Origin of the sequence: Nocardia yamanashiensis (genome assembly GCF_021183565.1) — a bacterium.
In the GTDB taxonomy this organism is placed as follows: Bacteria; Actinomycetota; Actinomycetes; order Mycobacteriales; family Mycobacteriaceae; genus Nocardia; species Nocardia yamanashiensis.
Genome location: NZ_CP089226.1, coordinates 436249 through 448519, shown reverse-complemented (window position 1 = coordinate 448519; position 12271 = coordinate 436249). Strand labels below are relative to the sequence as shown.

The following is a 12271-nucleotide window of genomic DNA, read 5'->3' as shown; positions in this document are numbered from 1 at the left end:
CCGTTTCGGGGGCTGGCCCGGGGTCACTCGTGGGGTATGCGGATTCGGGTGGTGACGCTGAATGTCTGGAACGACCAAGGGGATTCGGGGGCTCGGATCGGGGTGATCAATGCCGGGTTGCGGCGGTTGGAGCCGGATCTGGTGGCGTTGCAGGAGGTGCTTTCGACGGAGCATGCGGCGCGGTTGCTGGCGGGGACGGGATTGCGGGTTACCCATCAAGAGGAAGTGATGGGCGTGCGGGCGCCGGGGGTGGAGACGTACGGGGGGAACGCTGTGGGGGTGCGGTTTCCGCATCGGGTGGTGGAGGCGCTGGATTTGCGAGGGGTGGGGGCTCCGGATGTGCCCTGGGGGACTTTGGCGGTGACGGTGGGGGTGCCGGGGGTGGGTGAGTTGTTGTTCATCGCGCCTACCACGGCATTTCGGCTGGAGGCGGAGGCCGAGCGGGAGCGGGAGGTGCTGGCTTTGAGTGATTTGGAGTCCCGGCATCGGAGGGAGTTGCCGACGGTAATCGCGGGGGATTTCAATGCGGGGCCGGAGGCGGGGTCGATGCGGTATCTGACGGGGAAGCAGTCCCTGAGCGGGCGCAGCACGTGGTTCCACGATGCGTGGGAGATCGCCGGGGCGGGAGACGGGTTCACCTGGAGTGACGAGAATCCCAATGCGGCAGCCGATATCGGGTATCTGGCGCGGCAGCCGCGGCATCGGCGGCGGATCGACTACGTCCTGGTGGGCGCGCCGTGGGCGCATCCCAAGGCGTATGCGCGGGTGCGGGCGGCGGAGCTGGTTTTCGACGCGCCCGGCGACGGGGTTTGGGCCAGTGACCATTTCGGCGTGCTGGCAGATCTGGATATCGGATTGCTCGGCTGAATTCTCTTCGCAATTCCCGGTATGGTTGGTTCGGCGCATCGGCGAGCGGATTGTTCTGGTGCGCAGTCAATTCCGGTGTGATTCGAGGAGATGCTGGTGGCTGTCGATGCGGCCCGGGAGGAAAAAGCACTGTCGCAGGCGAAGGATCGCCTGGTGGACGCCTATGCGGAGGCGCATACGACGGAGCAGGTGGAGGCGGTTTTCGGGGCGGCTCGGAAGCGGTTCGACGGGCACAAGATTCGGGAATTCATTCCGATTCTGGTGGAGCGGATTGTGCGCCGGGAACTCGAACCGGGCGGTACGGATAATGTTGTGACGCAGGTCGATTCCGTGAATTCGGAAACAATTCCTGCGCGGGACGATTCGAATTCGAATTCTCGTCACCTGGACGCAACCTTCGGCCGGATGGGATTGGCTGCGCGGCAGTATCTTCCGGAGGCGCTGACGCGGCGGAAGTGGGCGCTGCCGGCGCTGGCGGGCGGCGTCGTGGTGCTGGTGGTGGCGGGGCTCGCCATCGCGGGCGGCGGGTCGGATTCGACGCCCGCGCCGGTCGCGGGGTCCACGGCGCTCACCACGGTGCAGGGGGTCGTCGGCTCGGAGAAGCTGGCGTTCTTCAATGATCCGAAGGTGGCGGAGGCGCTGGCCAAGCACGGCCTGAAGGTGGCGGTCGAACCGGCCGGGTCACGGCAAATCGCCACCACGGTCGATCTCGGCAAGTACGACTTCGCGTTCCCGTCGAGTGCTTCGGCCGCGGAACGGATTCAGCGGCAGCGCAATGTGAGCGCCAAGTACACGCCGTTCTCCTCCCCCATGGCCGTCGCCACCTTCAAACCGATCGTGGAACTGCTGACCGCGGCCGGTGTGGTCAAGCCCGGAGCCACACCGACCCTCGATGTGGAGAAATACCTGGCGCTCGCCGAGCGGGGCGTGCAGTGGGATCAGCTGGAGGGCAACACCAGCTACCCGGTGAAGAAGAACGTGCTGGTGTCCACCACCGATCCCCGCACCTCGAACTCGGCGGCCATGTACCTGGCGGTAGCGGCCTACGTCGCCAATGACAATGCGATGGTGCGCGGCACGGCGGCGGAAGACCATGCGGTGGCCCGGGTTTCGCGCCTGTTCACCCGGCAGGGCTACACCGAGAACAGCACCGACGGCCCGTTCAAGGAGTACCTGGCCAACGGCATGGGCCCGACGCCGATGGTGTGGATCTACGAGGCCCAGTACGTGGACGCCGCCGCGCACGGTCAGCTGAAGCCGGACATGGTGCTGATGTATCCGTCGCCGACCGTGCTGTCGCAGCACACGGTGGTGCCGTTGAACGGCAATGGCGACCGCCTCGGCAAGCTGCTCGCCACCGACGCCGACCTGCAGCGGCTGGCCGCCGAGCACGGGTTCCGCCCGAACGACGCGAGCCTGTTCACCAAGGTGGCGGCCCAGGCGCAGGTGCCCGTGGTGCCGAATCTGATCGACGTGGTGGACGCGCCGAACTACGACACCTTGGAGCACCTGCTGGACGGGGTGGCGATAGCCTTCAACTGACCGGTAGCGGTTCGGGTTCGGTTGCGGCGGTGACTCGTTCGGGGCGCAAGGCCACGGCGAGCACCGCCGCACCCGTCAGCGCGAAGGCCATGGTCCACTGCGCGCCGACGTGCAGGGCGTGGATGAAGGCGTCATCGGCCGCGGCCGCCAGGTTGGGGCGGTGCAGGGCGGCGGCGGTGTGCCGCGCGAGTTCGGCCGAGGTCGCGGCCTGATCGCGGGCAGCCGTGGGCAATCCGGGCAACGCCGGTTCGATGGCGCGCCGGTACACGATCGACATGATGGTGCCGCCGACGGCGATGCCGAGCACGCTGCCGGTCTGCCGCACGGTATTGGTGACCGCCGACCCGGCCCCCGCGCGTTCCAGCGGCAGCGTGCCCATGAGCGCCGCCATCAGCGCGCCGATCACCATGCCGATGGCCGAACCCTGCACGATGAACACCACTTCCAGCCAGGCGATCGGCGTATCCAGGCCCATGAAGAAGTAGCTGCCCATGGCGAGCGCGGCCACGGTGAGCGCGGTCGCGGTGACCGGCCGCAGCGAGTACCGCCGCGTCAGCCGCACCCCCAGCGGTCCGCCGATGATGACGCCGAGGGCGCTGGGCGCGGTGGCGAGCCCGGCGTGCAGGGCCGAGAATCCGCGCGCGCCTTGCAGATAGAACGCACCGTAGAACCCGGCCGCGGTCATGGCGAGGAACAGCAGCCCGAGCGCCGCGCTGCCCCCGCCGAAGACCCGGTCGGCGAGCAGTCGCGGATCGAAACTCGGCTGGGCGCTGCGCAATTCGACGATCACGAACGCGGCGAGCGCGACCAGCCCGCCCGCGATGGGCAGCCACACATCGGCGCGCCCCCAGTCGGCGACCTGGCCGGCGCGAATCAACCCGTAGGCCAGCGCGCCCAGCCCGGTGATGGACAGCAGCAACCCCGCCGGATCGAGCGGCCGCCGCACCGGACTGCGGAAGTTGGGCACCAGCGCGGCGATGCCGGCCAGCGCGATCGCCACCACGGGAATGTTCACGAGAAACACCGAGCCCCACCAGAAGTGATCGAGCAGCAGTCCCGCGAGCAGCGGCCCGGCGGCCAGCCCGACCCCGGCCGAGGTGGAGAACAATCCGATGGCGGTGGCTCGCGCGGGCCCGGTGAAGGTCCAGGTGATGATGGCCATGGTCGGCGGCATGATGAGCGCGCTGCCGGCCCCCATGACGGCGCGGGCGGCGATGAGCTGCCCGGCGTCCCCGGCGTAGGCCGCCCATACGGAGGCGGCGGCGAAGATCAGCAGCCCGGCGGCGAGCACGCTGCGGTGCCCGAACCGGTCGCCGAGCGCGCCGGCCGCGAACATGAGCGCGGCGAAGACGAGCGTGTAAGAGCCAGTGGCCCATTGCAATTCGGCGGGTCCGGCGCCGAGTCCGCGCACCGGATCGGCGAGGGTTTCCAGGGCGGTGCCGAGGATGGTGTTGTCGAGCCAGATGAGCAGGGAGGAGAGCAGGAGGACGGCGAGGATGAGCTGCTGCCGGGATTTGGGCAGCGTCGCGGGCGCGGTCATGAGCACCTTCGATATGATTGGCAAGAACCTGACAATCCACAGCATGGATGATTGTCAGGTACCTGTCAATTCCCTGGAGAGAGGTTGCGCGCGTTGGGGTCCCATCGTGGTGAGATCGGTTCGCTGACCTTCCTGGTCCGCAGCGTGTGGCTGGGCATGCGCACGGCCATCGCGGAGGTGCTCACCGAATTCGGGCTGTCCACCTCGCAGTTCGCGACCCTGATGATGGTCACCAAACACCCGGGCATGTCGGTGTCCGATATCGCCCGCGAGGTGGGCAGCACCCGGCAGGCCGCCAATGAGATGCTCGGCGGCCTGGAGGCGGAGGGGTTGATCGAGCGGCGGCCGAACCCCGCCGACAAACGCAGTCATCAGATCCATCTCACCGCGGCGGGCCGGGAACGGTTCGCCGCGGCACAGGTGTCGGTGACGCGCCGCGAAGCGGAGCTGGAAGCCGGACTGGCGCCCGAGCAGCAGGCCGCCGTCCGGTCCTGGATGACCGGGATCGCGGCGGCCTGCGCGAGCTCAGAAAACCGGCGGTAAACCGAAGGGGCGGAACAGGTCCGGGCCACCCAGGAACACGGTGACCTTGTCGATGGACGAACCGTCCAGGGTCAGGACGTGAATCGAGTGCGGCCGGTGCACGCCCTCCTCGTCGCGCAGGTAGAAGGCCACGGCCGGTTGGGTATTGGCGGCCGTGGGCACGCTGCGCCAGCGGTCCGGATCGAAGCAGATCTTGGACGCGAAGAAGGTGATGACATCGTCGCGACCCGCGAACCACACCAGGGCGGGCGGCATCTCGAGCACGGCGTCATCGCGCAGCAGGGCGGCCAGTTCGTCCATATCGGCCTTGCCGAACACGTCCATGTACCGGTCGACGACGGTCCGCTCGGCAGGGCTCAGGGTTTCGGTCATGCGATCGAGCATCGGTGCCGCCTTGTCGAGTTGCGCGTGCGCGCGTTGCAGTGCGCTGTTCACCGCGGCGGGTGAGGTTTCCAGCAGGTCGGCGACCTCGGCGGCGGACCAGGCGAGCACATCGCGCAGGATCAGCACGGCGCGCTGCCGGGCGGGGAGCAGTTGCAGGGCGGCGACGAATGCCAGCCGCACTCCGCTGCGCGCCGCCACCACCGCCGCCGGATCGGCCGAATTGCCCAGCAGCGCATCGGGAATGGGCTCCAGCCAGGTGATCTCGGGATGCTTCTGCGGACGTTCGATCATGGTTTCGCTGGGTCCGACCAACCCGGTCGGCAGCGCCCGCCTCCCACGCTGCTCGAGCGCCGTCAGGCAGACATTGGTCGCGATGCGGTACAGCCAGGTACGCAGCGATGCGCGGCTCTCATCGAACTTGTCCGCGGCTCGCCACGCCCGCAGCAGGGTTTCCTGCACCAGGTCCTCGGCATCGTGAATGGATCCGAGCATGCGATAGCAGTGTGCGAGCAGCTCGGGCCGATGCACCTCGGTGCGGGCGGTGAAGTCGGTACCGGCGCTCATGGTTCGCAAATCTACCGATAGTGCTGCGGAGTGGGGGTCGGTGGCGCTCATACGAAAGCTCCTAGGGGGTCTCGGCGAAAGCTCATGCGGTCACACTCGGCTGCTCCGCCGCGACCGGTGTCGGCGGAGCTGCTGCTTGCGGGTTCGCGGCGGCGGGTGCGCCGGAGGGGATCAGGGCGCCGAGGAGTGCGCCCAGCAGCGCGAGCAGGGCGGCGGCGCCGATGGCGGCGGCGAAGCCGTCGGTGAATCCGGCGGGCGACGACAGGGTGCCGACGGCGGCGAAAACCGCTGCGGGTACCGCGATTCCGAAAGCGCCGCCGAGCTGGCGGAGGGCGCTGTAGGTGCCGGAGGCCGCGCCGACCGCGGGCATCGGGACGGCGCGCAGGACCGCGCTCTGCGCGGCCGGGATGGCCATGGAGACGCCGACGCCGGAAAGCACGAACGGGGCGATGAGGGCCGGGTACGGCAGGTCCGGGCGGGCCATGAATGCGATCCAGGCGTAGCCGATCGCGTGCATGAGCAGGCCGAGCACGACCAGCGGGCGCTCGCCGAAGCGATTGACCTGCCGGCCCGCGATCGGCGCGACCAGGAACAGGGTCACCGTCCACGGGGCCAGGCAGAGGCCGGTGCCGAGGGGACCGTAGCCGAGCACCACCTGGAGGTATTGGGCGAAGAAGAACGCGCCCGCGAAAATCGATGCGGCGAGCAGGAATCCGGCCGCATTGCCCGCCGAGAAGGCGCGGGAGGCGAAGAAGCGCATGGGAATCAACGGCGCGGGGGTGCGCAGTTCCCAGCGCACGAATCCGAGTAACGCCGCTGCACCGAGAACGAACGCGGCCACGACTTCAGCACTCCCCCAACCGGATTCGTTCCCCCTGATCAGGCCCCACACCACACCGAAGGCGGCGATGCTCACCAGCGCGATCCCGGCGTAATCCAATCGCCTTGCCTCCCCGAAGCTTTCGGAGAGCCGAGTCAGCACCAAAGGCACCAGCACCGCCCCGATCGGCACGTTCAACCAGAAGATCCACTGCCAAGCCAGCCCCTGCGTGATCGCGCCGCCGACGAGCGGGCCGCCCAATGTGGCCAATCCGGTGACCGCCGCGAAGATGCCGAGCGCCCGCGTCCGCTGCTCCGGCGGGAACGCCGCCGACAGCACGGCGATGGCCACCGGCATGACGGCGGCCGCGCCGATCCCCTGCACGGCCCGCGCGGTGATCAACCAGCCCAGGCTCGGAGCCAGCGCGCAGCCCGCCGAAGCGGCGGCGAACAACGTGAGCCCACCCGCGAGTATTCGCCTGCGCCCGTACCGATCCCCCAGCGCCGCCCCGGCCATCAGCAGCACCGCGAAACTCAAGTTGTAGGCATTGACGGTCCACTCCAGCTCCCCGAGCGAAGCGCCCAAATCCAATTGAATGGCATGCGTAGCCGTGGTGACGACCAGTGCGTCGAGCACGATCATCAACCCGGCGAGTGAAGTCAGCGCCAGCACCCAGCGCTGCGTAGCGGTCATGGCCATATCGCAAGCCCTCCTCCGAAAGGTGTCGGAGGTACATACCGGCGACCCCGCCGCGATTCATCGCCGCCGGCGAAATCCTTCGGTGGTGTTTTGATCAGCTATCCGCGACCGGGTTCCGGATCAGGTAATCCTGGATCTCTCTATGCCGAAATTGATAGGCGATCCCGGCCGCGCGAAGCAGGCCCCGTGCCTGACACCAGGCCATGAATGCGCACAGCCTCCATGGCAACGGCTTGCCGGATCCACGTCGGGTACCCAGCAACAGGCAGAGATACCGAACCGACGTAGGAGCCAGAGTGCACGCGACAAGCGCCCCAAGCGCTGGTCCTACGAACAGCCCGAATGCCGGAGCCCCCGGCGGAGGAAAAGTCCGCACCAAGACCGCCATGAACGCAGCGCTCACCGCGGTAAGCAGCAACGTTGAGCGCAGGTCCGCCGCCAGCAGCTCGTTCGGATGCCGCGCGGATACCCCAGCATCATCACGCGCCAGCGCGATCACGCCGAAGACGACGCCGCACAAAGGTATCGCCCAAAGTTGCCACCCCACGCCCGACCACCCTGCCAGTGCAGCCACCCCATACCCTGCCGCCGCGATCCCGCCCGACAGCAGTAGCGAGAGCTTGACGAAACGTCGAAACGTCTTTTGGGTTCCCACCTGTCGCGGCGACGGCCATGAGACTCGGTACGGCTCTGAATGCGTCCAGAACGAGAGAAGGGTGATCAGCGCAAGAGGCGCGCCGGTCGCCGCACTGATCACGACAACGGCGGCTGGCGTCAGCACATCTGCGTGTGCACGAGCCAGTTCACCAGCCAGCGCAGCACTCATCAACAGCCAGGCCAGGCATACTGTGACCAAACGGGTCTTGATCACGCCGGCCAGCGGCCACAGTCGATGCAGAATCAGGTCTGTATTCGAGATCGACACCCCGCCCACATTTGTCCCACCGTGGCGGTGCAGATAATCGTTGGCCAAGGTAGCCAGCCAACGATGCACGTCCTCCGGCCGATATCGAATGGTCCCGGCGTCAGCCGCGATCGTAGGAATAAGCAACGACAACAGATGATCGCGAACATGGTCAGCGCCCGCCGACGCGATTGACACCAGTTGGGGCGGATGATGCTCCTCTACACCGGATTCGGAATCCCGCCGCTCGTAGACAGTACGCGCGAGCGCTAAGCGCCACGGCGTCGACAATGCAGTGGCGAGTGCCCCCGTCGGTTGATAGTGCAGCTTGGTGAAAATCGGTTGCCACCGCCCGACGTCGCCGACACAGTCCCGCAGGAAGGCTTCGGCTTTCATGGTCGAGACAGGGTCGATCTCGATTGTCGCGGCGTCGAGCAGCCAAACCCGGACGCCTTCCAGCGCTTCTAACTGTTCGGTCCGGCAAGTGATCACAACTGGGGCCCTGCCACGCAGATCCTGATAGCCATTGAGCGCGAGCAGCAGCCGGGCAGCCCGAGAGGAGAAGCCGGGTTCATCGAAGTCCATCTCGTCGACGCCATCGATCACCGGCAGAATCTTCCGGGCCCGAACCAGTGTTCGCGCGGCGATTGGTCCGAGCCCATAGTTGCCACTCAGATAGCGGGCCAGCCAGTCATCGATGGACTGGTCCGGACTCCAGGTAGGGGCGCTTATCCGAACCGGCACGATATCGGTGGCAGCGCGGCTGGCGAGCAGACCGAGCGACAATTCCAGCGCCAGCACGGTCTTTCCGGCTCCACCCGCGCCGGTGATGACCAGCCGTTGCGGTCGCAGCCGCTGGTAAACCGCCACGACCTCGGTGAGCACCCCGCCAATATCTGGGCTCTCGGCATTGTGCGCGGGCGCGGCCCGGAATCGAAAGTCGATGTCTACGAGCTTGGTTCCGCCGAGCAGTTCAGCCCGCGCGTCGAGTTCTTCCGCTGCGACGGCGTTGGCCAGACGCTCGGCTAGACCGGGGATCTCGGTGTCGTTCCACTGCTGTGCCTGTTTCGAGAACCGCACCGATTGCCAGCCGAACCATCCGGAAACAGCCAAGGAGGTCAGCGCCACCACCAGAGATGCCGGATCCACCTCACCTCGCCCGGCTCCCGGCAACTGCAGGAAACCGACGAGTAGGGCGAACAGTAGTACCGTCACTGCAGCAGCGGCCGAGAACCAAGAACTCCACTTTCCGCCTTGCCGCAAGCGCTCTCATCCTTCGCGCCGAGGTGACGGGGACGATCATCCCCGCAGCAAGGATACCGCCGGACAACAGTAGAGCGGGAGCCCGGAAGTAGCTGTGTAACGGCCATTTTCGAGACTGCCCCGACAAACCGGGCGCCCCGATCGAGACGCCCGGCTAGGTTTGCCGTCTGGACAGGTCGCCTCAGCCGCGGATCTTGGCGACCACGTCGGCGACGGCCGTCTCGGCGGGAAGTTCCTCGGCGGTGCCGGCGAACCGGTCGCGGAGTTCGATCTTGCCGTCGGCCCAGCCGCGGCCGACGACCACGACGTAGGGCATGCCGAGGAGTTCGGCGTCCTTGAACTTGACGCCCGGGGAGGCGGTGCGGTCGTCGAGCAGGACCTCGAGGCCCATGGCGTCGAGTTCGGCGGCGACCTGTTCGGCGCCCGCGCGAGCGCCTTCGTCCTTGTTTGCGATGACCACGTGGACGTCGAACGGGGCGACCTCGCGGGGCCAGCGCAGGCCCTTCTCGTCGTGCATCTGTTCGGCGAGGACGGCGACCATGCGGGAGACGCCGACGCCGTAGGAGCCCATGGTGAGGCGGACCGGCTTGCCGTTCTCGCCCAGCACGTCGACCTCGAAGGCGTCGGTGTACTTCTGGCCCAGCTGGAAGATGTGGCCGATCTCGATGCCGCGGGCGGCCTCCAGCACGCCGCGGCCGTCGGGCGAGGGATCGCCGTCACGGACCTCGGCGGCCTCGATGGTGCCGTCGGGGGTGAAGTCGCGACCGGCGACCAGGCCGACGTAATGCTTGCCGGGCTCGTCCGCGCCGGTGATCCAGGCGGTGCCGGACACCACGCGCGGATCGACCAGGTAGCGAACGCCGTTGGCCTGCAGCGCCTTCGGGCCGATGTAGCCCTTGACCAGCCACGGGTTGGCCTTGAAGTCGGCTTCGTCGAGCAGTTCGACCTCGGCCGGTTCGACGGAGGCGCCCAGGCGCTTGTCGTCGACCTCGCGGTCACCGGGGACGCCGATGCCGAGGATCTCGGTCTTGCCGTCGGGGTAGCGCAGCTTGACCATGACGTTCTTGAGGGTGTCGGCGGCGGTGACCGGACGGCCCAGCACCTTGTCGATGCCCGCGCCATTGGCCCAGTCGACCAGGGTGGCGATGGTCGGGGTGTTGGGAGTGTCGTGCGCGACGGCCTCGGCCTGGCCCTCGATGGCGATCTCCGGCGGCGCGGCGGTGACCACGGCTTCGACGTTGGCGGCGTAACCGGATTCGCGGCAGATGACGTAGGTGTCCTCGCCGACGGGGCTGTCGGCCAGGAACTCCTCGGACGCCGAACCGCCCATGGCGCCGGAGGTAGCGGCCACGATCACGTACTTCACGCCCAGGCGATCGAAGATCTTCTGGTACGCCTCGCGGTGGGCGTTGTAGCTCTTCTTCAGGCCGTCTTCGTCGAGGTCGAAGGAGTAGGAGTCCTTCATGATGAACTCGCGCCCGCGCAGGATGCCCGCGCGCGGGCGGCCTTCGTCGCGGTACTTGGTCTGGATCTGGTACAGCGTGACCGGCAGGTCCTTGTAGGAGTTGTACTCACCCTTCACGGTGAGCGCGAACAGCTCCTCGTGGGTGGGGCCGAGCAGGTAGTCCTGGCCCTTGCGGTCCTTCAGGCGGAACAGGCCGTCGCCGTATTCGGTCCAGCGGTTGGTGGTCTCGTACGGTTCGCGCGGCAGCAGCGCCGGCAGCGAGATCTCCTGCGCGCCGATGGCGTTCATCTCGGCGCGCACGACATCCTCGACCTTGCGCAGGGTGCGCAGGCCGAGCGGCAGCCACGAGTACACGCCCGGGGCGATGCGACGCACGTAACCGGCGCGGACCAACAGCTTGTGGCTGGGCACCTCGGCGTCTGCGGGGTCGTCACGCAGGGTGCGCAGGAACAGGTGCGAGAGACGGGTGATCACGGCTGAACAGCGTAGCCGCTGTTCGCGGCATATCCGAAAGGCATTACTGTTTCGCCTCGTGCTGGTGCTGCTGCCTCCTTCCGAAACCAAGTCCGACGGTGGCTCGGGCGGTCCGCTGGATCTGGATTCGCTGTCGATGCCGCAGCTCACGGCGGTGCGCGAGAGACTCGTCACGCAGTTGACGAAACTCGCCGCCGATCCCGGCGCCTCGCGCACCGCGCTGGGTCTGGGCAAGGGGGCTGACGCGGAGATCGCGCGCAATGCCGCACTGCGTTCCTCTCCGACCCGCCCGGCGCTGGATCGCTATACCGGGGTGCTCTACGACGCCCTCGACGCCGCCTCGTTCACGAAGGCGCAGCGCGCCAAGGCCGAAGCGCGGCTGGGCATCGGCTCGGCGCTGTTCGGCGTGGTCCGCGCGGGCGATCCGATCCCGGCGTATCGCCTGTCCGGCGGCTCGAAGCTGCCCGGTCTGCCCACATTGCAGGCGGTCTGGAAGGAAGTGCTGCCCGAAGCGCTGCGTACCGAGACCGGCGACGAGCTGACCGTGGACCTGCGCTCGGGCACCTACCAGAACCTGGGCCGCATCCCCGGCGCGGTGACCGCGACCGTGCTCACCGAACGCCCCGACGGTTCGCGAACCGTGGTGAGCCACTTCAACAAACACCACAAGGGCCTGCTGGCCCGCGCCCTGGTGCTGTCCCGCAGCGAACCCGCCGATATCAAGGGCCTGGCCAAGATCGCCGAAAAATCCGGTCTCCGCACCGAGATCGCTTCCCCCACCGAGCTCCTCATCCTCACCTGAGCCTGGTAGAAGTGAAGGGTGGAACCCATGGATCCTGAACTGGTCGAGCTGGCGAGCAAGATCTTCGACCTGGCTCGCAGCGGTGACGCGGTCACCCTGGCCCAATACCTCGACGCCGGCGTACCGGTGAACCTGACCAACGAGAACGGCGACACCCTCCTCATGCTGGCGGCGTATTACGCCCACCCCGCAGCGGTGAACGTGCTCCTCGAGCACAAAGCCGACCCGAACTTCGGCAACGACAAGGGCCAGACCCCACTCTCGGGCGCGGTCTTCAAGGGCGAAGACGAAATCGTCAACGCCCTCCTCGCCGCCGGCGCCGACCCGAACGCCGGCGCCCCCTCCGCCCGCGATGCCGCCGAAATGTTCGGCCAAACCAAATACCTGAAGCTCTTCGGCTAGCC

10 protein-coding genes are annotated in these 12271 nt (G+C 67.6%); 5 read left to right on the top strand and 5 right to left on the bottom strand.

Annotation, left to right across the window (positions count from 1 at the left end; translation table 11 throughout):
• Positions 1-51 precede the first annotated feature (51 nt).
• Together LTV02_RS02090 and LTV02_RS02085 are read left to right on the top strand one after the other, a co-directional pair.
• A complete protein-coding gene (locus tag LTV02_RS02090; RefSeq protein WP_233037606.1) occupies positions 52-867 on the top strand; it encodes an endonuclease/exonuclease/phosphatase family protein in 816 nt (271 codons plus the stop codon).
• 90 nt (positions 868-957) lie between these two features.
• Positions 958-2409 carry a three-helix bundle dimerization domain-containing protein gene (locus LTV02_RS02085; RefSeq protein WP_233037604.1) on the top strand — a complete coding sequence of 484 codons (1452 nt, stop codon included), beginning with the start codon at positions 958-960 and terminating at the stop codon, positions 2407-2409.
• Here LTV02_RS02085 and LTV02_RS02080 read toward each other — a convergent pair.
• Positions 2402-3973, bottom strand: a complete 1572-nt coding sequence (locus LTV02_RS02080) for an MFS transporter (protein WP_233037602.1) — start codon at positions 3971-3973, stop codon at positions 2402-2404. The genes LTV02_RS02085 and LTV02_RS02080 overlap by 8 nt on opposite strands.
• Positions 3974-4042: 69 nt before the next feature.
• Between LTV02_RS02080 and LTV02_RS02075 the strand changes: the two genes are divergently transcribed.
• A complete protein-coding gene (locus tag LTV02_RS02075; protein ID WP_233037600.1) occupies positions 4043-4492 on the top strand; it encodes a MarR family winged helix-turn-helix transcriptional regulator in 450 nt (149 codons plus the stop codon).
• On the opposite strand, the gene LTV02_RS02070 is transcribed toward LTV02_RS02075, so the two are convergent.
• From LTV02_RS02070 to LTV02_RS02055, 4 genes are all read right to left on the bottom strand, one after another.
• Entirely contained in the window at positions 4475-5440 is a 966-nt protein-coding gene (locus tag LTV02_RS02070) for a sigma-70 family RNA polymerase sigma factor (RefSeq protein WP_233037598.1), read from the bottom strand. The two genes, LTV02_RS02075 and LTV02_RS02070, sit on opposite strands and share 18 nt — an antisense overlap.
• A gap of 82 nt (positions 5441-5522) precedes the next feature.
• Entirely contained in the window at positions 5523-6959 is a 1437-nt protein-coding gene (locus tag LTV02_RS02065) for a DHA2 family efflux MFS transporter permease subunit (RefSeq protein WP_233037596.1), read from the bottom strand.
• Positions 6960-7053: 94 nt separating this feature from the next.
• Positions 7054-9078, bottom strand: coding sequence for an NACHT domain-containing protein (locus LTV02_RS02060; protein WP_233037594.1), 2025 nt, complete (start codon positions 9076-9078; stop codon positions 7054-7056).
• A 229-nt stretch (positions 9079-9307) separates the two neighbouring features.
• On the bottom strand, positions 9308-11065 hold the full coding sequence (locus LTV02_RS02055) for a proline--tRNA ligase (protein ID WP_233037592.1): 1758 nt from the start codon (positions 11063-11065) through the stop codon (positions 9308-9310).
• 58 nt (positions 11066-11123) lie between these two features.
• Between LTV02_RS02055 and yaaA the strand changes: the two genes are divergently transcribed.
• Positions 11124-11867 (top strand): peroxide stress protein YaaA, encoded by a 744-nt coding sequence (yaaA, locus tag LTV02_RS02050; RefSeq protein WP_233037590.1) that lies wholly within the window; start codon positions 11124-11126, stop codon positions 11865-11867.
• Between the two features lie 27 nt (positions 11868-11894).
• Positions 11895-12269 carry an ankyrin repeat domain-containing protein gene (locus LTV02_RS02045; protein ID WP_067721852.1) on the top strand — a complete coding sequence of 125 codons (375 nt, stop codon included), beginning with the start codon at positions 11895-11897 and terminating at the stop codon, positions 12267-12269.
• The last annotated feature ends 2 nt before the right edge of the window (positions 12270-12271 follow it).

Coding starts and splice junctions, on each gene's coding strand:
- LTV02_RS02085 (WP_233037604.1), top strand. CDS start 958: ATGCTGGTGGCTGTCGATGCGGCCCGGGAGGAAAAAGCACTGTCGCAG.
- LTV02_RS02045 (WP_067721852.1), top strand. CDS start 11,895: ATGGATCCTGAACTGGTCGAGCTGGCGAGCAAGATCTTCGACCTGGCT.
- LTV02_RS02065 (WP_233037596.1), bottom strand. CDS start 6,959: ATGGCCATGACCGCTACGCAGCGCTGGGTGCTGGCGCTGACTTCACTC.
- LTV02_RS02070 (WP_233037598.1), bottom strand. CDS start 5,440: ATGAGCGCCGGTACCGACTTCACCGCCCGCACCGAGGTGCATCGGCCC.